The organism is Streptomyces scabiei 87.22, assembly GCF_000091305.1.
In the GTDB taxonomy this organism is placed as follows: Bacteria; Actinomycetota; Actinomycetes; order Streptomycetales; family Streptomycetaceae; genus Streptomyces; species Streptomyces scabiei.
This window is the reverse complement of sequence record NC_013929.1, coordinates 4,478,270-4,498,490: the sequence shown is the minus strand read 5'-3', so window position 1 is coordinate 4,498,490 and position 20,221 is coordinate 4,478,270. Positions and strand designations below refer to the sequence as shown.

General features: G+C 72.8%; 21 protein-coding genes. 13 read left to right on the top strand and 8 right to left on the bottom strand.

Going from position 1 to position 20,221, the window contains the following annotated elements:
- Positions 1–221: 221 nt before the first annotated feature.
- Both SCAB_RS49055 and SCAB_RS19060 read right to left on the bottom strand, forming a co-directional pair.
- Complete coding sequence (locus SCAB_RS49055) at positions 222–2,375, bottom strand: ABC transporter permease (protein ID WP_013001708.1); 2,154 nt, start codon at positions 2,373–2,375, stop codon at positions 222–224.
- Entirely contained in the window at positions 2,369–3,238 is an 870-nt protein-coding gene (locus tag SCAB_RS19060) for an ABC transporter ATP-binding protein (RefSeq protein ID WP_231885075.1), read from the bottom strand. The genes SCAB_RS49055 and SCAB_RS19060 overlap by 7 nt, the downstream gene beginning before the upstream one ends.
- A gap of 104 nt (positions 3,239–3,342) precedes the next feature.
- Between SCAB_RS19060 and SCAB_RS19055 the strand changes: the two genes are divergently transcribed.
- Positions 3,343–4,536, top strand: coding sequence for a DUF2786 domain-containing protein (locus SCAB_RS19055; protein ID WP_013001706.1), 1,194 nt, complete (start codon positions 3,343–3,345; stop codon positions 4,534–4,536).
- 93 nt (positions 4,537–4,629) lie between these two features.
- Here SCAB_RS19055 and SCAB_RS19050 read toward each other — a convergent pair whose 3' ends face one another.
- The 4 genes from SCAB_RS19050 to rpmB form a co-directional block, all read right to left on the bottom strand.
- Complete coding sequence (locus SCAB_RS19050) at positions 4,630–5,193, bottom strand: DUF4232 domain-containing protein (protein WP_013001705.1); 564 nt, start codon at positions 5,191–5,193, stop codon at positions 4,630–4,632.
- Positions 5,194–5,354: 161 nt separating this feature from the next.
- Positions 5,355–5,888, bottom strand: coding sequence for a hypothetical protein (locus tag SCAB_RS19045; RefSeq protein ID WP_037729781.1), 534 nt, complete (start codon positions 5,886–5,888; stop codon positions 5,355–5,357).
- A gap of 137 nt (positions 5,889–6,025) precedes the next feature.
- Positions 6,026–6,331, bottom strand: a complete 306-nt coding sequence (gene rpsN / locus SCAB_RS19040; RefSeq protein WP_013001703.1) for a 30S ribosomal protein S14 — start codon at positions 6,329–6,331, stop codon at positions 6,026–6,028.
- A complete protein-coding gene (rpmB, locus tag SCAB_RS19035; protein WP_037729779.1) occupies positions 6,331–6,567 on the bottom strand; it encodes a 50S ribosomal protein L28 in 237 nt (78 codons plus the stop codon). The genes rpsN and rpmB overlap by 1 nt, the downstream gene beginning before the upstream one ends.
- Before the next feature lie 61 nt (positions 6,568–6,628).
- Here rpmB and rpmG point away from each other — a divergent pair, with 61 nt between their 5' ends.
- The 5 genes from rpmG (at position 6,629) to SCAB_RS19010 (ending at position 9,317) form a co-directional block, all read left to right on the top strand.
- Positions 6,629–6,793, top strand: coding sequence for a 50S ribosomal protein L33 (rpmG, locus tag SCAB_RS19030; protein ID WP_005475851.1), 165 nt, complete (start codon positions 6,629–6,631; stop codon positions 6,791–6,793).
- Between the two features lie 6 nt (positions 6,794–6,799).
- On the top strand, positions 6,800–7,057 hold the full coding sequence (locus tag SCAB_RS19025) for a type B 50S ribosomal protein L31 (protein ID WP_013001701.1): 258 nt from the start codon (positions 6,800–6,802) through the stop codon (positions 7,055–7,057).
- A 5-nt stretch (positions 7,058–7,062) separates the two neighbouring features.
- Positions 7,063–8,304 carry a GTP-binding protein gene (locus SCAB_RS19020; RefSeq protein WP_013001700.1) on the top strand — a complete coding sequence of 414 codons (1,242 nt, stop codon included), beginning with the start codon at positions 7,063–7,065 and terminating at the stop codon, positions 8,302–8,304.
- A 5-nt stretch (positions 8,305–8,309) separates the two neighbouring features.
- Positions 8,310–8,543: a 30S ribosomal protein S18 gene (gene rpsR, locus SCAB_RS19015; RefSeq protein ID WP_013001699.1), complete on the top strand. Its 234-nt coding sequence runs from the start codon at positions 8,310–8,312 to the stop codon at positions 8,541–8,543.
- A 507-nt stretch (positions 8,544–9,050) separates the two neighbouring features.
- Positions 9,051–9,317 carry a DUF397 domain-containing protein gene (locus SCAB_RS19010; RefSeq protein ID WP_013001698.1) on the top strand — a complete coding sequence of 89 codons (267 nt, stop codon included), beginning with the start codon at positions 9,051–9,053 and terminating at the stop codon, positions 9,315–9,317.
- 81 nt (positions 9,318–9,398) lie between these two features.
- Here the strand turns inward: SCAB_RS19010 and SCAB_RS19005 are convergent, their stop codons facing one another.
- Positions 9,399–9,914: an ATP-binding protein gene (locus tag SCAB_RS19005; RefSeq protein WP_106437272.1), complete on the bottom strand. Its 516-nt coding sequence runs from the start codon at positions 9,912–9,914 to the stop codon at positions 9,399–9,401.
- 326 nt (positions 9,915–10,240) lie between these two features.
- Here SCAB_RS19005 and SCAB_RS19000 point away from each other — a divergent pair, with 326 nt between their 5' ends.
- The 6 genes from SCAB_RS19000 (at position 10,241) to SCAB_RS18975 (ending at position 15,946) form a co-directional block, all read left to right on the top strand.
- Complete coding sequence (locus SCAB_RS19000; RefSeq protein WP_046773247.1) at positions 10,241–11,065, top strand: helix-turn-helix domain-containing protein; 825 nt, start codon at positions 10,241–10,243, stop codon at positions 11,063–11,065.
- A gap of 168 nt (positions 11,066–11,233) precedes the next feature.
- Entirely contained in the window at positions 11,234–12,694 is a 1,461-nt protein-coding gene (locus SCAB_RS18995; protein ID WP_013001695.1) for an aldehyde dehydrogenase family protein, read from the top strand.
- 133 nt (positions 12,695–12,827) lie between these two features.
- Positions 12,828–13,376 carry a DinB family protein gene (locus SCAB_RS18990; RefSeq protein WP_013001694.1) on the top strand — a complete coding sequence of 183 codons (549 nt, stop codon included), beginning with the start codon at positions 12,828–12,830 and terminating at the stop codon, positions 13,374–13,376.
- Positions 13,377–13,401: 25 nt separating this feature from the next.
- On the top strand, positions 13,402–14,043 hold the full coding sequence (locus SCAB_RS18985) for a PadR family transcriptional regulator (protein WP_013001693.1): 642 nt from the start codon (positions 13,402–13,404) through the stop codon (positions 14,041–14,043).
- Positions 14,044–14,165: 122 nt separating this feature from the next.
- Positions 14,166–15,152: a daunorubicin resistance protein DrrA family ABC transporter ATP-binding protein gene (locus SCAB_RS18980; RefSeq protein WP_013001692.1), complete on the top strand. Its 987-nt coding sequence runs from the start codon at positions 14,166–14,168 to the stop codon at positions 15,150–15,152.
- Positions 15,149–15,946 (top strand): ABC transporter permease, encoded by a 798-nt coding sequence (locus SCAB_RS18975; protein ID WP_013001691.1) that lies wholly within the window; start codon positions 15,149–15,151, stop codon positions 15,944–15,946. The genes SCAB_RS18980 and SCAB_RS18975 overlap by 4 nt, the downstream gene beginning before the upstream one ends.
- 251 nt (positions 15,947–16,197) lie before the next feature.
- Here SCAB_RS18975 and SCAB_RS18970 read toward each other — a convergent pair whose 3' ends face one another.
- Positions 16,198–17,637 carry a glutamate decarboxylase gene (locus SCAB_RS18970; protein WP_013001690.1) on the bottom strand — a complete coding sequence of 480 codons (1,440 nt, stop codon included), beginning with the start codon at positions 17,635–17,637 and terminating at the stop codon, positions 16,198–16,200.
- Positions 17,638–17,799: 162 nt separating this feature from the next.
- Here SCAB_RS18970 and SCAB_RS18965 point away from each other — a divergent pair, with 162 nt between their 5' ends.
- Positions 17,800–19,956 carry a helix-turn-helix domain-containing protein gene (locus SCAB_RS18965; RefSeq protein WP_231885073.1) on the top strand — a complete coding sequence of 719 codons (2,157 nt, stop codon included), beginning with the start codon at positions 17,800–17,802 and terminating at the stop codon, positions 19,954–19,956.
- Positions 19,957–20,221: the final 265 nt, after the last annotated feature.

Here is a 20,221-nt window from a genome sequence, read left to right as displayed (position 1 = left end):
CCACGCGCCGCACTCCCCGGTGGGCGAGGTCACCGCAGCCGCCGCCCCCGTCCGGACGCCCGCACGGCGCACCGGCGACCCGTGACCATGGCCCGACCGCAGCCGCCCTGAAGGGGCGCGGGGAACGGCGCGCCCAGCCCCCACCCACCCGCACCCGCCCCTCCACCCGCGCCGCACTCCCCGGTGGCGCCCCCGCCGACCTCCGCACCCCAAGGAAACGCTCACTGCCCCGCCGCCGCCCCACCACTCGCGGCAACCCCCGCCACCACCCCGCACGCCCCCACACACGCCCCCACGACCACCCACGGCACCGCCACCCCCACCGGCGCCGACAGCAGGGCCAGCGCGCCCGCCGCCCCCGCCAGGTTCACCGCGGTGACCACCCCGCCCAGCACCACCCCCACCAGCACGGCGAGCAGCGCCTCGCCGACCACGACCACCCGCACCTGCGCCCCCGTGGCCCCGGCCAGCCGCAGCGACCGCAGCTCCGCGCCCCGCGCCGACGTCGCCATCATCAGCGTCCCGGCCAGCGAGATCGCCGCGTACACGAGCGCGATCCCCAGCACCACGAGGAAGCCGAGCCGGGTGTGCGCCTTCGTGCCGGGGCGGTTCGCCGCGAGCCACTCCCCGGCCGGCCGCACCGTCGCGCCGGTGCCCGCCGTCGTCCGCTCCAGCGCCGCCGCGACGGCCGCCCGGTCCGCCCCGCCGTCCACCCGCGCCTCGACCCGGTCCACGAGCGCCCCGCCGGCGTTCGCGGCCGTCACGTACGCCCCGTTGTCCCCGGTCCCCCGCGCCAGCACCGCCACGATCCGCAGCCGTACGGGACGCCCGTCCCCGAGCCACACCCGCACGCGGTCCCCGACCGCGTGCCGCTCCCACTCCTCGTTCACGACGATCGACCGGTCGTCGAGATCGCGCACGTCACCGGCGACCACCGGCAGCCGCGACACCGTCGCGAAGGCCGGAACGTCCGTCACCGCCCGCGCCTCGGAGCGCACCAGCGCGCTCCCCTCCTCCACCGTGTACACGGCGGTGGCCGCCGACCCGGCAGCGGTCGCTCCGGGCACCTTCCCGGCCCCTGCCGGCAGACCCTCACCCGTCACCACGAAGTCCGCCCGGGTCCGCGCCCGGGCCTCCGCCCCCTTCGCCTCCGTCACCGTGGCCGCGGACCCGAGCAGCGACCCGGCCAGCGCCACGGTCACCAGCACCGGCGCGGCGACGGCGGCGGTACGGCGCACCGAGGTGGCCGCGTTCTCCCGGATCAGCAGCCCGGTCGCCCCGGGCAGCGCTGCCCCCAACAGCCGTACGACGGGCCGGACGAGCAGCGGCGCGAGCGCGGCGGCCGCCGTCACCAGGAGCATCGGCTGGGTGGTGTACGTCTTGCGTTTCAGCAGCTCGGCCGGGTCGGTGCCCAGCTTCCAGGCCAGCAGCCCCAGCCCGCCCGCGAGCAGGAGGGCACCGATCACCCGGCGCGCCGGCGGCAGCACCCCGGTGTCCACGGACGCCTCGCGCAACGCCTCCACCGGCCCGGTCCGCCCGGCCCTCCGCGCGGCCGCCCAGGCCCCCGCGAGCGCCACCGACACCCCGGTCCAGAACGCCACGTGGTACGGCCACACCACCGCGTCCGGCACCGCGAACCAGCTCGGTGCCACCCCGCCGTCCACCAGTTCCCGTACCAGCACGGGCGCCCCCCACGCCCCCAGCGCACACCCGGCACCGGACGCCAGGACGCCGACCGCGGCGGCCTCGCCGAGCAGCATCCGCCGTACCTGCCCCGGCGTCGCGCCCGCCATCCGCAGCAGCCCGAACTCCCGTCTGCGCAGCGCGACCACGAAGGCGAACGTCGACGCCGTCACGAACACCGACACGAAGGTGGTGACCCCGCCCGCCGTGCCGAGCAGCGAGTTCACGGCGACCAGCGCCTCCGCGTCCCGCTCGTGGGAGGGATCAACCTCCCGCCGCGCGTCCCCTGTCAGCACCCGCGCCCGGTCCCCGACCAGCGCCTTCACCTCGGCGACGGGCGCGTCCACCCCGACGGCGTCGGGCCCGTCCGGCCCCCGCCCGGCCGCGTCCGTCGTCACCGGCCCCAGCGCGCGCAGCCGTGCCACGAGCCGTTCGTCCACAGGGTGTGGATACGCGAGCCGCTGCGTCACCCGGGCCGTCCCCGGCCCCCGTCGCACCTCGACGGTCAGCCGGTCCCGGCCCGCCACCACGACCGGCGAGGAACCGAAACGCTCCGGCGCACGCGCGGGCGGATCCAGCGTCGCCGCGAGCCCGAGCCCCATGGCGGTCATCACCCCGACCCCCAGCGCCACGGCGACGAACGACCCGAGCAGCGCGGCCCACCGCGTACGCAACGACGACAGCGTCAGCACGTCACACCCCCGGCCACGGCGGTCCCGGCCGCGCTCCCGGCGGCAGTGCCGGTCGCGGTTCCGGCCGGGGCGCCCCCGGCCCGCCGTTCCAGCCCCGCCATCCGCGCCGCCACCGCCTCCACCGTGGGCCGGGCCAGTTCCCCGCTCACCCGCCCGTCCACCAGGAACACCACCCGGTCCGCGTACGACGCCGCCACCGGATCGTGCGTCACCATGACCGTGGTCTGCCCCTCCCGGTCCACCAACTCCCGGAGCAGGCACAGCACTTCACGGCTGGTCGTGGTGTCGAGCGCCCCGGTGGGCTCGTCGCCGAAGAGGACCGCCGGGCGGGTGATCAGGGCCCGGGCCAGGGCGACCCGCTGCTGCTGCCCGCCGGACAGCTGGGCCGGCCGGTGTCCGGCCCGCTCGGCCAGCCCCACCCGGGCCAGCGCCTCGCGCACCGCGCCCCGCGCGGGCCGCCGCCCGGCGAGCCGCAGCGGCAGGGCGACGTTCTGCGCGGCGGTGAGCGAGGGAAGCAGGTTGAACGCCTGGAACACGAACCCGATCCGCTCCCGGCGCAGCAGCGTCAGCCGCCGCTCACTCAGCCCGGCCAACTCGACCCCGTCGACCTGGACCGTCCCGCCGGAGGGCCGGTCCAGCCCCGCCGCGCACTGCAGCAGCGTCGACTTCCCCGACCCCGACGGCCCCATGACCGCCGTGAAGGTCCCGGCCCCGAAATCGAGGTCCACCCCGTCGAGGGCGGCCACCTCCCCGTACGACCGCCGCAGCCCCCGTACGCGTACGGCGGCGACCTCCGCCGCCCCCGCCCCCCGGGCCGTCCCCGCCGCCGTCTCCGCCGCTCGTGCTGTATCTGTCGTGGTCATGCTCCAAGCCAACCGCCCGTGCCCCGCCCGCACACGACCACTGGAGGGCGTCCCGGGGGTAGGGCCGGCCCTACCCCCGGGCACCTCGTGACACGATCGAACACGTGAGTACGACCAGCACGGTGGACCGCGCCTTCGAGGCGGCCCTCTACGCCGACACCGACACCGCCCTCGACACCGGCGCCTCCCTGCTCGCCGCCGACCCCGCGGCCGACGCGGAACTGGCCCGGCGCGGACGGGAGTTCGTGGCCGGGGCCTGGCGGCGCGGCTGGCAGCCCGCCGACGTCGTACGGTTCGTGCGGCGCGAGCTGGAGGACGAGCACGTCACGCTGCTCGCACGGCTGGTCGTCGAGGAACACGAAGAGGACCGGGGGCACGCGAAACCGCGCTCACCCGGCCCCCGCTGGGCCGCCCAGCTCGACGAGATCAGGGAACAGGCCGCCCAGCGGGCCCGCGCGGACCGTTTCTCGTACGCCACCACGGCCCTGGAGCTGTACCGCCTCCTCCTGCGGCTGCCCACGCTGGAATCCCTGGACGGCCCGCGGGCGTCCGGCGGCGCGCAGAACTCCCCCCACCCCGAGTCGCGCATGCTCGGCCGTATCCGGGCGCTCCTCGCCAAGGCGGAGGCGACGGGGTTCCCGGAGGAGGCGGAGGCGCTCAGCGCGAAGGCGCAGGAGCTGATGGCGCGGCACAGCATCGACGAGGCGCTGCTGGCGGCCCGCGCGCACAGTGCGGACACCCCCGGCGCGTGCCGGATCGGGGTCGAACCCCCGTACGAGACGGCCAAGGCCGTGCTCCTCGACGCGGTGGCGCGCGCCAACCGCTGCGAGGCCGTCTGGAACGAGGCCCTCGGCTTCTCCACGGTCGTGGGATTCGAGGCGGACCTGGAGGTGGTCGAACTGCTCCACACCTCGCTCCTCGTCCAGGCCACCACGGCGATGACCAGGGCGGAGGCGGCCCAGCGCCGGTCCGGCCGGAAGCGGACCAAGACTTTCCGGCAGTCGTTCCTGGCCGCCTACGCCCACCGCATAGGGGACCGGCTGGCGGAGGTCGCCGAGGCCCAGGTCGCCGAGGCGGAGGCCGGGGGCGTGGGCGCGCACGGGGCGGGCGCGGCGGAACAGGACCTGCTGCCCGTCCTCGCCGCGCGCGATGTCGCCGTCCGCGAGCAGGTCGGCCGGATGTTCCCGGAGACGGTCACCACGCGCGTCCGGGGCGTCAGCGATCTGGCCGGCTGGCAGCAGGGGGCGGAGGCCGCCGACCGCGCCCAGGTGAGGGCGCGGCCCCGGCTGCCGTCCTGACGCGGTGAGCGACGCGGTGAGCGCCGCGGGGTCCGACCAGGAGTCCGACGGGGTGCTCGACGGGGTGCCCGGCGCGGTGACGGACGCGCCGGGTCAGTCGCCCACCGGCAGGAAGGGCCCCACCGTCGCCTCCAGCGTGCTCTCCGACGCGACCGCGACCTCGGGGTCCGGCCACTTGAAGCTGCTCACCTTGCTGTCCCCGGGGAGGGTCAGCTTCACCGTGTCCACCGCGGCGCTCTTCTCGGCGTCACCGGCGACCCCGCGCACGTACGCGATGGTGAAGGTCATCGACTGACCTCCCTCCAGCGTCACCTCGGTGTCCTGGGAGGCGCCCTTCTGCGGCTTGAGCGCCCAGGACTTGTCCCCGGCGAACAGGTCGACCCCGGCGAGGCCCTTCAGCGTGCAGGCGGCGTCGCCCTTGTTGGTGACGGTGACCGGCACGCCGCCCTCGTCACCGGCGGTCGGCGCGGCGCTGCTGGGGCCGATCTCGAAACCGGCCCGCGCGGCCGTGCACGCGCCGCCCTTCGACGCGCTCGCGGGGGTGGAGGCACCGGTCTTGCCGTCCTGCCCTCCGTCACCTCCGTCGCTCCCGCCACAGGCGGTCAGCGTGAGGGCCGCGAGGAGGGCGGCGGCGATGGCGGTCGGAGCGGTGCGCATGGAGTTCCCGGGGGTGTTCGTGGCTGTCGCGGCACAGCCGATGGCGACGTGAGAGGACGAACGGGCCCCGAAACCCGGAGGCGCCGCGGCCCGTTCCTCACATGATCTACGATCCCGGCCCCACCGCGGGCCCGATCGGCGACCTTGGCCCACGGCCCGGTCTAGGACCCGGCGCTCGCCGTGGGCAGATCGCCGGGGAGACCGGTGGGCAGGTCCGTCGGCAGCCCCGAGGGCAGCGACCCCGCGGCCTTCCGGAACGTCTCCTGGCCGGCCTTGCCCTCCCAGGTGATCGTGAGGGACTTGGCGCCGACCTTGTCCACCATGCCCTCGGTGCGGGCGTCGCTGCCGTCCTGGCACGTGAGGCTGAACATCTGCATGTTCTCCGCGTCGGAGACCTTGCCGCTGCACACCGAGGTGCCCACGAAGACGGCGGCCTCGTCGCCGTTGACGAACAGGGCGACCGCCTTGCCGTCGGTCGTGGCCAGCCAGTTGCCCTGCAGTGCGGTCGCGACGCCGGGGGAGTCCCCGGAACCGCCGCCGTCCTTGCTGTCGTCCGGCTTCGGGGCGGCCGACGACTCCTTGGCGTCGGAGCCGCCGCCACCACCGCTGCACCCGGTCAGCACGAGCGCGACCGTGAGCCCGGCCGCCGCGGCCGCGACGCGCCCGCGCCGACGAGCGGAGGACGCCCTGCTCACGGGCCTTGCCGTAGTAGCCGTAGTCACTGGAGATCTCCCAAAGCCGTGGCCGGCCCTCGTCCGCCGCACCCTCTCGGCAAGCTACCAGCAGCCCCCGGCCCCTCGAGCCCCCGCCTCGACCTCCGGGTCGCCGCCCCCTACCAGGACGACTTCCGCACCCCCGGCAGGAACCCCGCGTGTGCCTGTTCCCGCAGGTTCACGCGGGAGAGGCCGAACGTGCGGAAGTAGCCCCGGGGCCGGCCGTCGGCCTGGTCCCGGTTGCGGACGCGGGTCGCGCTCGCGTCGCGGGGCTGGGCGGCCAGTTCCCGGCGGGCGGCTTCGCGTTCGGCGTCCGTGGTCTCCGGCCGCCGGAGGATCTCCTTCAGCTCGGCCCGCCGCACGGCGTACCGCGCGACGGTCTCCCGCCGCTTCTCGTTCTTCGCGATCTTGCTCTTCTTCGCCATCAGACCCGCACCCCCCGCGCGCGGATCCGCGCGACCGCGGCCTCGACGCCGATGACGTCCACGGTCTTGATCCCCCTGGCGCTCAGCCGGAGCCGCACATGGCGGTTCTCGCTCGGCAGCCAGTACCGCTTGGACTGGATGTTCGGGTCGAAGCGGCGGGACGTACGCCGGTGGGAGTGGGAGATGCGGTTGCCGAAGCCGGGCCGGGCTCCGGTCAGCATGCAGTGGGCGGACAAGGTGACGCACCTCTCTCGATCAGGCAGTGCAAATGGAATTCATTTTCAGTAAGATACCAGCATGGCACGCAACGAACTCCGCCCGGTCGTCAAACTCCGGTCCACGGCCGGCACCGGATACACCTACGTCACCCGCAAGAACCGCCGGAACGACCCGGACCGGCTGACGCTGCGCAAGTTCGACCCGAGGGCCGGCCGCCACGTCGACTTCCGAGAGGAGCGCTGACCGACCATGAAGAAGGACATCCACCCCCCGTACGGGCCCGTCGTCTTCCGGGACCGCGCCGCGAACCACACCTTCCTCACCCGCTCGACGATGACGAGCGGGAAGACGATCGAGTGGGAGGACGGCAACACCTACCCCGTGGTCGACGTCGAGATCTCGAACGTCAGCCACCCCTTCTACACGGGCACCGCGCGCGTGCTGGACACGGCGGGCCGCGTGGAGAAGTTCGAGAAGCGGTACGGCACCGGAAAGAAGCGGGGCTGACCGACGTGACCCAGCTGTCTGTCGCGATCGTCGGCGGCCTGCACGCCGACGCCCGGCGGGCCGCCGTCGAGGCGCTGCTCGCCGGGGTCCCGGGCAGCGTCGCGCTGCACCACGACCTCTCCACCGCCGCCGACGGCACGGTCCTGCGGACGATCCGGGACGCCGCGGGCCTCGTCGCCACCGGCGAGACCCCGCTCGTCAACGACTGCGCCTGCTGCGCCCTGCGCGAGGACCTCGTCCCCGAACTGGAACGCCTCGCCGGGGCGGGGCTCACCCGCCTCGCGGTGGTCGAACTCTGGGACTCGGTGGAACCGAAGGCCATGGCCGAGGTCGTCGCGGCGAGCGGTCTGCCGCTGACCTCGGTGATCACGGCGGTCGACCCCGCACTCCTGCTGCCCTGCCTCGGCAACGGCGACGACCTCGCCGAGGCCGGCCTGGCCGCCGCCCCGACCGACGAACGCACGGTCGCCGACACCTTCGCCCGCCAACTCGAATACGCCCCGGTCCTGGCCGTGCTCGACTCGGCGGAGGCGGACGACGAGGACAGGGCCCTGCTGGCCCAGCTCCACCCGACCGCGCAGAGGGTGTCCATCGGCGGCCGGTGGCGTGCCCCTGAAGTTGCCGGAGGCCCTGAAAGGGGCGCGGGGAACTGCGCGACCGGCCATCACGCACGCGCACTCGACGACGCACCGCAACCCCTACGGCGCCCGTCCGCCCTGCTCGCCGCCGCGTTCGCCGGTTTCGACGTGGAGGCGGCCGCCGCCGCCCAGCACCCCGCCTGCGCCCTCCTCCCCACGGACGCCGACGAACACGGCGTCACCACCCTCGTCTGGCGCCGCCACCGCCCCTTCCATCCCGAGCGGCTGTACGCGGCCCTGGAGGACCTCTGCTGCGCGGCCGCCCGCAGCCGCGGCAGGTTCTGGCTGGCCGAGCGCCCCGACACCCTGCTGCACTGGGACGCGGCCGGTGGCGCGCTGTGCGTGGAGTCGGTGGGCCCCTGGCTCGCCTCGCTCCCGGACGCCGCCTGGGACATGGTGCCCCCGGTCCGCCGGGCCGCCGCCGCCCTCGACTGGCATCCGGAGCACGGCGACCGCTGTCAGCACCTCGTCTTCACCTCCCCGGGCCTGGACCGCGACGGACTCGAACAGCTCCTGGAGTCCTGCCTGCTCACCGACACCGAGTACGCCGCCGGACGCGCCGCCTGGGAACGGCTGCCGCGCCCCTTCGACACCTTCCTGGAGGTCTGACCGCCATGCCCCGCAAGCCGGAGCGCAAGCCCGCCAAGTCCCGCCCCAACCCGCTGGACCAGGCGAAGATCACCTACATCGACTACAAGGACACCGACCTGCTGCGGCGCTTCATCTCCGACCGGGGCAAGATCCGCAGCCGCCGGGTCACCCGCGTCAGCGCCCAGCAGCAACGGCAGCTCGCCCGCGCCATCAAGAACGCCCGCGAGATGGCCCTCCTGCCGTACGTCTCCCGCTGACGACGGTCACCGGCGAGCCCCGTCACCCGGCGAACCCCGCCCCCCGGCGCCGCCGCCCACGGCTTCGCAGGTGAGGCACCGCCCGTCACTCTCGTACCACCACCCCCACCCGGCCCCCGGGGAGGCTCCACGACCTCCCCGGGGGCGCTCTTTTCCCGCCATCCTGCGCCCGCCGGGCCCGCGCCCTGAACCGCCGGGACCCGCCTGCCGTAGGGAGGGACAGGGGGACACGAAACAGGACGACACCGGATCTCCCCAGCCGTCGATGGAACAGGACCGCCCCGATGTGCGTCTCTCCAGTGCCTCGGCACTGTGACTACGGGATCACCCCTCGTGCACGTGCATCTGCTCGTGCATAAGCAGATGCATCCGCTCATGCAGGGGCACGTGAACGAAGCTATGATCCGGGGCAGTTGACCGCTGCATCACTGGCAGCACGGGCATCACTGGCCACACCAGTGCCAATGCGCATCAAGCGCACCACTGCACCACCCCGGGGAGCGACCTGTGGACCACGACGTGTACGGCGTGGATGACGTGTACAACGGCATGGCCGCGACGGAGCTGACCCAGCTCCACGCGGTGGCCTGGCAGAAGAGCCGGCACAGCAACTCGCAGGGGAACTGCGTGGAGTTCGCCCGGCTGCCCGGCGGCGAGGTGGCGGTGCGCAACTCCCGCTTCCCCGACGGCCCGGCACTCGTCTACACGCGCGCAGAGATCGAGGCGATGCTTCTGGGCGTCAAGGACGGTGAGTTCGACCACCTGGTCGGATAACCCCCGCCCGGTGGCGGGGGAGTGGCGGGAGCCGCCGGTGTGACACGCGTAGAACCGCGGCGCCGAAGAGCGCCGCGGTTCTCAGTGCGCGGAGTGCGGGCCCGGTGCCGACGGCACCTGGAACAGGGCCCACACCAGCTTGCCGTTGAGCGAGCCGCCGAGCGGATGCCAGCCCCAGCTGTCCGCGAAGGAGTCCACCAGGAACAGTCCGCGCCCCGACTCCGCCGAGAAGTCCTCGGAATCACCCGCCACGGGGCTGTCATGGCTGGGGTCGCGCACCGCGCACACCAGCCGCTCGGTCCAGCGCATCAGATGCAGCCGTACGGGCGGGTCCTGGTCCGGGCGCGTCCCGTTGCCGGAGGGCAGACCGTGCCGCAGGGCGTTGGTGACGAGTTCCGAGACCACGAGACAGACGTCGTCGAAGCGGTCGTCCAGCTTCCACTGACCGAGCGTGCCGCGGGTGAACTGCCGTGCCTCGCGCACCGCTTCGTAGCGCGGCGGAAGCGCGCAGGACGCGGCGTCGGACACGGTCGCGGGATCAAGTGGCGGAAGTCCCTGCCGTAAGGGTTCGAGCATGGTCGATCCATTCGTCCCCATGCGAGGCACTCCCGGGTGTCTGCGGTCGTTGCGATGCAGCGGTGGCGCGGGACCATGGTTTCTGATGCGTACAGCAGATGCAAGGGCAGATGCACGTGCACGCGCCCGAAATGGACATGCCCATACCGCTTGCTCAACATTTCTTCTGGCACTCTGCTCCTACTCCCCCCGCGTCCCGCCCGTCTCGGATGTTGAAGACTTTCCATTTCTGTAACCGGGCGAGTGCGGATCGGAGTGGTTTAGTGGCAGACTGCGGCCCTTGAAGAAGTTGGGGAGGCTGGACGAACGTGGGCGCCGGTGAATCGAGCGGGTCGGTGGTGAGGCGGATGCTGCTGGGCTCGCATCTCAGGCGGCTGCGCGAGTCGCAGGGGATCACGCGGGAGAAGGCCGGGTACTCGATCCGCTCCTCCGAGTCGAAGATCAGCCGGATGGAACTCGGCCGGGTCAGCTTCAAGACCCGTGACGTGGAAGACCTGTTGACCCTCTACGGCGTCACCGACGAGGCCGAGCGCACCTCACTGCTCTCCCTGGCGAAGGAAGCCAACGTCGCCGGCTGGTGGCACAGCTACTCGGACGTCCTGCCCAGCTGGTTCCCCACCTACGTCGGCCTCGAAGCGGCCGCCCACCTCATCCGCAGCTACGAAGTCCAGTTCGTGCACGGCCTGTTGCAGACGGAGGCGTACGCCCATGCGGTGGTCTCCCGGGGCATGAAGGGCGCGAGCGAGGCCGAGATCGACAAGCGGGTCGCCCTGCGTATGGAGCGCCAGAAGTACCTGGTGTCCGAGCGGGCCCCCGAGTTCCACTGCGTCCTCGACGAGGCCGCGCTGCGCCGGCCGTACGGCGGCAGCGAAGTGATGCGTGGTCAGCTCCAGCACCTGATCGAGATCTCGGAGCGCCCGAACGTACGGATCCAGGTCATGCCCTTCCGTTTCGGCGGCCACGCCGGCGAGAGCGGCGCCTTCACCGTGCTGAGCTTCCCCGAGTCCGACCTCACCGACGTCGTCTATCTCGAACAGCTCAGCAGCGCCCTCTACCTCGACAAGCGCGAGGACATCGCCCAGTACGAGCGGGCGATCAGCCAGCTCCAGGACGACTGCCCCTCCACGGACGAGAGCCGGGACCTGCTGCGCGGGCTGCTGCAGCTCTCCTGAGACGCCGGCCCCGCCGAGTCCTTCCCAAGGATTCCCGGCCCCGCGCGCGTCTCTCCGGGCGCGCTCAGGGTCTTCACCGAGTCTCCAGAGTTGCTCTCCAACTCCCGTTACCCGCACGTACGATGACGAGTGATCAATCTTGATCGATGCCGACTGATTGAGGATCACATGTCGTCCTACTTCACCGACCTGGCACAGCAGTACATCGGCGGCGAGTGGCGCCCGGGCTCAGGCTCCTGGGACATCATCGACTTCAACCCGTACGACGACGCGAAGCTCGCGTCGATCACCATCGCCACGGTCGACGAGGTGGACGAGGCCTACCGGGCCGCCCGCGCGGCCCAGAAGGAATGGGCCGAGGTCAACGCCTACGCGCGTCGCGCGGTCTTCGAGAAGGCCCTCAAGGTCATCGAGGAGCGCGAGCGCGAGATCACCGAGGTGATCATCGCCGAGCTGGGCGGCACGCATCTGAAGGCCGGGTTCGAACTGCACCTCGCCAAGGAGTTCCTGCGCGAGTCGATCCAGCTGGTGCTGCGCCCCGAGGGCAGAATCCTTTCGTCACCCGTCGAGGGCAAGGAGAACCGCCTCTACCGCGTACCGGTCGGGGTCGTGGGCGTCATCAGCCCCTTCAACTTCCCCTTCCTGCTCTCGATCAAGTCGGTCGCCCCGGCCCTCGCCCTCGGCAACGGCGTCGTGCTGAAGCCGCACCAGAACACCCCCATCACCGGTGGCACCCTGGTCGCGAAGATCTTCGAGGAGGCCGGCCTGCCCGGCGGGCTGCTCAACGTCGTCGTCACCGACATCGCCGAGATAGGCGACGCCTTCATCGAGCACCCGATCCCCAAGGTCATCTCCTTCACCGGCTCCGACAAGGTCGGCCGCCACGTCGCCACCGTCGCCGCCTCGCACTTCAAGCGCGCGATCCTCGAACTGGGCGGCAACAGCGCCCTGGTGGTCCTGGACGACGCGGACATCGACTACGCCGTCGACGCCGCCGTCTTCTCGCGCTACGTCCACCAGGGCCAGGTCTGCATGGCCGCCAACCGCATCCTGGTCGACCGCTCCGTCCGGGCCGAGTTCACCGAGAAGTTCGTGGCCAAGGTGCGGTCCCTGAAGGTCGGCGACCCGAGCGACCCGGGGACGGTCATCGGCCCGGTCATCAACGCCTCCCAGGCGGACGCCCTCAGGGCCGTCGTCGAGCAGGCCCTCGCCGAGGGGGCCACGGCGCTCGTGCACGGCTCCACGACCGACAACCTGGTCGAGCCGTCCGTCCTCACCGACGTCCCCGCCGACTCGTCCCTCCTCCGGCAGGAGGTCTTCGGCCCGGTCGCCTTCCTCATCCCCTTCGACGGCGAGGACGAGGCCGTGCGTCTCGTCAACGACACCCCGTACGGGCTCAGCGGCGCCGTCCACACCGCCGACATCGAGCGGGGCGTGCACTTCGCCAAGCAGATCGACACCGGCATGTTCCACGTCAACGACGGCACCGTCCACGACGAGCCCCTCGTCCCCTTCGGCGGCGAGAAGCACTCCGGCGTCGGCCGTCTCAACGGCGACACGGCGGTGGACGCGTTCACCACCCAGAAGTGGATCTCGGTCCAGCACAAGCGGAGCTTCTTCCCGTTCTGATCGTCCGCGACCGACGCGACCGATCCCCGACGCGCGGACCCTTGCGGACAGAACCTGACCGCAAGGGTCCGTAACTTGGTCGGTGTCAGAGGGGCTCACCCGAGTCCCCCGGTCCGGCGAAAGGCAGACGGTCATGGTCACGCACGTGAGCGCGGAGGCGAAGGGCGACGAGCGAGGGGCACTGCTCGCGTTCATCGAGGAGCAGCGCGGCGGCATCCGGCGGGCGCTGCTCGGACTGACCGACGAGCAGGCGTCCACCAAGCCGAGCGCCGGCGACCTGTCCCTGGCCGGCCTCCTCAAGCACGTCGCCGAGGTCGAGCAGAGCTGGCTCGCGCGGGCCAGGGGCGAGGCCCCGGCGGTGCGGCGCGACGAGTCCAACTGGCACGAGACGTTCGCCCTGGTCGGTGACGAGACCGTCGAGTCCCAGCTCGCGTACTGGAAGAAGGTCGCCGCCGAGACGGAGTCCTTCATCAGGTCGGTGGACAGCCTCGACGACACCTTCGCCCTGCCGAACGACCCCTGGTTCCCGCCGGAGGGCCGGGTCTCCATGCGCTGGCTCGCCCTGCACCTCATCCGCGAGACCGCCCGGCACGCCGGCCACGCCGACATCATCCGTGAGTCGCTGGACGGCGCCACCGCCTTCGAGCTGGTGGCGAAGGAGCAGGGGGCCAGCTGGGGGTGACCCGCGGTGGTCCTACGCTGGGCGCATGTCAGCGATCCGTCTTCTCGTGCTCGGCGCCGTGCGCCAGCACGGGCGGGCCCACGGCTACCAGGTGCGCAACGACCTGGAGTACTGGGGCGCGCACGAGTGGTCCAACGCCAAGCCCGGCTCGATCTACCACGCCCTGAAGCAGATGGCGAAACAGGGACTGCTGGTCGCCCACGAGGTCGCCCCCTCCACGGCCGGCGGACCGCCGCGCACGGAGTACACGATCACCGACGCCGGCACCGAGGAGTTCTTCGCGCTGCTGAGGCAGTCCCTCGCCACCTACCACCAGGAGCCGGACGTGCTCTCGGCCGGGCTCGGCTTCATGGTCGACCTCGACCGGGCGGAGGTGCTCGGCCTCCTCCAGGAGCGGGTGAAGGCCATCGGCGCCTGGCGCGAGGGCATCACCGAGTACTACGCGCCCGAGGAGGGCCCGGCCCAGTTCGGGCACATCGGCGAGATCATGAACTTCTGGCTCGACTCCTCCGACAGCGGTGCCGCGTGGACCCGCAGCCTCATCGAGCGCATCCGCGGCGGCGCCTACACCTTCGCGGGGGAGGGCGAGCCGTTCGTCGGCGTCCTCGCGGAGGGCCAGGACAACCCGTACGCGACGGGGGAGCGGCATCCGGGGGACGCCCGCTAATCAAGTTTGACCACCAGGGGTTTCGCGTGGTTACCTTCCTGGGTTGTAGTCAACTTTGACTACCGAAGGACGGTGAGGGGGAGTGAGCGGTGAGGCGAACATCCACCGATGGGGAGGTCCCGATGGCGGCGGACGCGGCGGTCACTGTCGAAGGGGTGCGCAAGACGTACGGCGGAAAGGGCAGGGGCGGCCAAGGGGGCAAGGTCGCCCTCGACGGACTCGACCTCCGGGTGGCGCGCGGCACCGTGCACGGGGTGCTCGGGCCCAACGGCGCGGGCAAGACGACCCTGGTCAGGATCCTGGCGACCCTGCTACGGCCCGACGCCGGCCGGGTCGAGGTCGCGGGGCACGACGTGGTGGCGCACGCGCGCGAGGTGCGCTTCCGCATCGGCCTGCTCGGCCAGCACGCCGCACTGGACGAGGAGCTCGGCGGCCGGCAGAACCTGGAGATGTTCGGCCGCCTCTACCACCTGGGCGCCCGCCCCGCGCGTGCACGGGCCGACGAGCTCCTGGAGCGCTTCGGCCTCGCCGACACCGGCCGCAAGGCGGTCAAGCAGTACAGCGGCGGCATGCGGCGCCGCCTCGACCTCGCCGCGTCCCTCATCACCGAACCGGAGGTGCTCTTCCTGGACGAGCCGACGACCGGCCTCGACCCGCGCGGCCGCACGGAGGTCTGGGACTCCGTCCGCTCCCTGGTCGGCGGCGGTACGACGGTCCTGCTCACCACCCAGTACCTGGAGGAGGCCGACCAGCTCGCCGACCGGATCTCCGTCGTGGACGGCGGCCGGGTCGTCGCCGACGGCACGGCGGACGAGCTGAAGCGCCTGACCGGCGGCGACCGCATCGACATCGTCCTGCGTGACGTCGGCCGACTGGGCGCCGCCGCGGCCCTGTTGCCGGTCCCCGAGTCCGACGTCTCGGTCGACACCGACCGCCGCCGGCTCAGCGCCCCGGTCACCGACCGCATGACGGCCCTCACCACGGTCGTACGCGCCCTCGCGGACGCCGGTATCGAGGCCGAGGACATCGCCCTGCGCCGCCCGACCCTGGACGAGGTCTTCCTGCACCTCACCGGGGACGACCGTACGAAGGAGGCCGTACACGCATGACCACGACGACAGCGACGACCGCGCACACGGGTGCGGGCGTGCACGCCCTGACCGACTCCTGGACCATGACCCGCCGCGAACTCGCCCACTGGGCACGGCAACCGGTGCAGCTGCTGGTCGGGCTGGTCTTCCCCGTGATGCTGCTGCTGATGTTCGGCTATCTGATCGGTGGCGGCCGCGGGGTCACCGGCGACTACCTCGACTACCTGGTCCCCGGCATGCTCGCGCTCACCATGGCCTTCGGTCTGGAGAGCACGATGCTGGCCGTCACCCAGGATCTCAACAAGGGGGTGATCGACCGCTTCCGTTCGCTGCCGATGACCAACGGGGCGGTCCTGGTGGGCCGTTCGGTCGCGGACATGCTCCAGTCGGCGGTGGGCCTGGCCGTCCTCATGGCCGTCGCGTTCGCGCTCGGCTGGCGCGCGCACGGCGGACCCGCGGCCTTACTCGGAGCGGTCGGCCTCCTCCTGCTCTTCCGCTTCGCCATGCTGTGGATCGGCATCCACCTCGCGATGCTGGCCGGACGGCCCGAACTCCTCACCGCCGTACAGATCCTCGTCTGGCCGGTCGGCTTCCTCTCCAACGCCCTCGCCACCCCCGCCTCCATGCCCGACTGGCTCGGCACGGTCGTCGACTGGAACCCGATGTCCCACACGGCCACGGCCGTCCGCCACCTCTTCGGCACCCCGGGCGCCGAAGCCCCCCACCTCTGGACAGCGATCGCCTGGCCCCTGGCCCTACTGGCGGTCTTCTTCCCGTTGGCGGTCCGCAGGTTCGCCCGCCTGAGCAAGTGATTGCACGGGCCGAAAAGGCAGGGGCGCAGCCCTTGGAGGACGGAACGGGGAGGGGCGGCGAAGATCCCGGCCGCACCACCCCAGGGCTAGGGCCCTTCTGACGGATCTCCGCGGCGTCGCGACGCCCGGCACGCCCTCTCGCCGCACCGGGCGAAAGCCCGAGTACGTCCAGTACGAGGTCTTCCGCCCGGCACGCCGAGAGCACGCACCGAACGCCGCTCCTTCTCCCACGGAGATCCGTCAGAAGGGCCCTAGTGGTGGAACCCCGTCGCCGCCCCCGCATCCCGCGTCAACGGCCCCCGCTGCCGCCGCAGTTCGGGCAACAGGCTGCCGAGGTCCTCCATGAACAACCCCGCGAGATCCGACGTGAACCCGTTGCGGCACACCACCCGCAGCACGGACAGATCCTCCCGGTTCTCCGGGAACGTGTAGGCCGGCACCAGCCACCCCCTCTCCCGCATCCGCCGGGCCACGTCGAAGACGTCGTACGCGGTGACGTCCTCGTTCGTGGTGAACGCGAACACCGGCAACTCGTCGCCCCGTGTGAGGAGCCGGAAGTCCCCGAACCCGCCGACCTGCTGCGCGAGCAGCGTCGCCACGTCCCGCGTCGACTGCTGCACCGCGCGGAACCCCTCACGCCCCAGCCGCAGGAACGTGTAGTACTGCGCGACGACCTGCGCCCCGGGCCGCGAGAAGTTCAGCGCGAACGTGGGCATGTCCCCGCCCAGGTAGTTCACCCGGAACACCAGCTCCTCCGGCAGCTCCTCGGCGGACCGCCACAGCGCCCAGCCGACCCCGGGGTACACCAGCCCGTACTTGTGCCCCGAGGTGTTGATCGACGCGACCCGGGGGAGCCGGAAGTCCCAGACCAGCTCCTCGTCGAGGAAGGGCGCCACCATCGCGCCGGACGCGCCGTCGACGTGGACGGGCACGTTCAGCCCCGTACGTTCCTGCAGATCGTCAAGGACCGCGCACAGCTCTGCGATCGGCTCGTACGACCCGTCGAAGGTCGAGCCGAGGACACCCACGACCCCGATCGTGTTCTCGTCGCACAGCGCCGCGGCCGCCGCCGGGTCGAGATGGAACCGGTCGCCCTCCATGGGCACCTGCCGGGCCTCGACCTCCCAGAAGTTGCAGAACTTCTCCCAGCAGACCTGGACGTTGACGCCCATCACGAGGTTGGGCCGGGCGTCCGCCGAGGGATACCGGTCGGCGTTCCGCTTCGCCCACCGCCGCTTGAGGGCCATCCCGGCGAGCATGCAGGCCTCACTGGACCCGGTGGTCGAGCAGCCGACGGCGGCGGCCGGGTCCGGCGCGTTCCACAGATCGGCGAGCATCGACACACAGCGCCGCTCCAGCTCGGCCGTCCGCGGGTACTCGTCCTTGTCGATCATGTTCTTGTCCCGGCACTCACCCATCAGGACCCCGGCCTCGGGCTCCATCCAGGTGGTGACGAAGGTGGCGAGGTTGAGCCGCGAGTTGCCGTCCAGCATGAGTTCGTCGTGGACGAGCTGGTACGCCGTCGAGGGGGGCAGCGGGGCGTCGGGGAGCCGGTGCTTGGGCGGGGCCTCGGTCATCCCGCCCGCCGGGTTGGCCTGGCCGTAGAAGGGGTTCACGGCGAGCCGGTGTCCGTCCTTCCGGCCGTTCCCGCCGTCCCGCGCGTCGTCGCTGTCCCATCGGTGCAGTGGCATGAGTCCGACGGTAGGTCCGCCGCCGGGGACGCGCATCTCACGCGTGTGCGTCAGGGGCGCGCGGGGCCCGTGAGGACGATGTGCCGGTCGTCTCCTCCGTCGATTACGCTGCCGAACGCGCATCACGGAGGACAAGAGCGAACACAGCAGGTGGAGTTGCGCGTGCCGCGGACCCACGTGCGCGACCGGGGAGGGACGGCGGAGTTGCCCACCCTTGACCATCTGATCGACGAGCGGCCGCTGCGGCTGCGGTTCCTCCAGCCGGGCCACGCCGCCCGCTACGGGGCGAACAGGGTCACCGAGGTCGTCGCCCGCCCGCTGGCGGACCCGCCGCACCCGCTCGGCGACCTCTCGGCCGACACCCCGTTCGCCGACGGGACGCTGTTCCTGGCCACGCTGAGCACCCCCGGCCCGACCCGGGCCCACCTGCGGGCCCTCGACCAGCTGATCCGGCTCCTGGCCCGGCGCAAGGCGTCCGGTCTGGTGATCGGCACCCCCGGCCACGAGCTGGGCACCCTTCCCGACGCCGTCCTCACCGCCGCCAACCGTCTGCAGCTGCCCCTGCTGACCACCTCCGCCGAGACCGCCGCCTGGGGCCGTGTCAACGAGGATCTGCGGCTGCGGCGCGCCGAGCTCGCCGAGCGCCAGGTCGCCCATCTCGACGGTCTCCTCAACCGGCTGCCGGCCCGTCTCGCCGACCCCACGGCCGCGCGGCGCATCGCCGACTGGCTCTCGGTGGCCCTGGACGCCGAGGTGCTCGTCAGCTCGGCCCGGCGCGGCGTCCTGGCGGCCGTGCCCGACAGCGCGCCCGCCGGACTCGCCCACGCCGTCATCACCGGCGCCCACGGCGCTCAGTACGGCGCACACGCCTCCCCACACGCCTCCCCGTACGACGCGGCGACCGCACCGCAGCCGGGCGCCGCCCCCGCCGGCACCATGCACACCCGCATCGTGCCCGTCTCCCCAGGCGCCCCCACAGCCCGCACCGCCCCCACAGCCCCTTCAGTCCCCTCGGCCCCCAGCGCCCCCAGCGCCCTCGATACCCCCGCCACCCTCGGCTTCCCGGCGGACGCGGACGAGGTCAGGCTCGCCATCGCCTCCCACACCCCCTTCGACAGCGCGGGCACGGCCCTGATCCGGCACGCGGCGAAGCTCCTCGGCCTGTGCGACCAGGCCCGCCGTGAGCACCAGGCCACGACGGAGACCCCGAGGGCGGTGCGGCATGCCGCGTTCCAGCTGCTCATGCGCGGAGAAACGGTTCTGGCGCAGGTGGTCTACACGGGCGCCGCGCAGGCCCTGCTGGACACCGACACCGCACGCGTCTACGTCGTCGACACCGGCCCGCAGGAGCGCGAGGCCACCCTCAGCTGGTGCGAGCGGGCCCTGGCCGAGCAGGCCATCGTCTCCGCCTGTCCGGGCAAGCCCCGGCACATCCTGATCCTCGACCCCGTCCGCGAGAGCGACCGGGTCGAGACGCTCCTCAAGGAGATGATCGCGGCCCGCGAGGGCCACCTGATGGGCCAGAGCCGCCTGCATCCGCTCGCCGAGACCGCGGTGGGCTATCTGGAGGCACTGACCGCGGTGGGCGACGCGGCCGGGACCCCGCACCGCGTCCGGCTGGGCGGCTCCCGGGCCAAGTTCGCCCCGCTCCTGCCCAGACGGGAGGCGAAGGCATGGGCGGCGGCCCTGATGGCCCCGCTCCTCGACGACTTCCCCGGCCGGGGCGACGAGCGCAAGCTGCTGCTGGAGACCCTCCCCACCGCCCTCGGCTTCAAGCACACCGAGGCCGCCGGCGGCCTGGGCGTCCACCGCAACACGGTCACCCAGCGGCTCACCCGGGCCGGGAAGATCCTCTCCCTCGACCTCCGGGGCTCGGCCAACGACCGTGTCCTGACGCTGCTGGCCCTCGACATCCTCGCGCTGCCGGACCAGGGGACTCCCTCGGACGCGGGCGCCCCCGACCGCTCCCGGGCGCCGGACTTCGCGGCGCTGACGGCGGCCGCCGTCGAGGACGGCGGCCCCACGGCCTGGGCCGAGGAGCGGCTGCGCCCCGTACGGGAGGATCAGCGCGGCCTCGTCGAGACACTCTGCGTCTGGCTGGAGTCCGACCTCAGCACCCGGGAGGCGGCCCGCGCCCTGGGCCTGTCCGAGGCCACCGTCCGCAACCACACCCGCGACGCGGCGGCCCTCCTCGGCATGGACTTCTCGACGAGGACGGTGGGCGTCACCGACACCGACGTGGTGACCGTGGCCGACATCGCCCTCGCCCTGCACGTCCTGCTGGGCCGCCCGGCCCTGACCCAGCCGCCCCGCCCCTGACCGCCGGGGCACGAGTCCGCCGTACCCCTGCCTGGATCGGACGGACCCGCAACCCGCGCACGTGCCCCCGCACGCGCGCGGGCGGCTCGGGTGCCCCGGCGGCGCGAGCGGCCTGCCGGCCCGCCGACGCCACACCTGGCCCGCACCCCCGTGCCGGGCCGGGCGTCTCGTCGACGGACACACCGTAGGAGGACCGCCGGGCGGCGGGCCATGGCACGGATGCACAGTCCGCACGCCCGGACTTCGCGTTGTGCACAGGGAGACG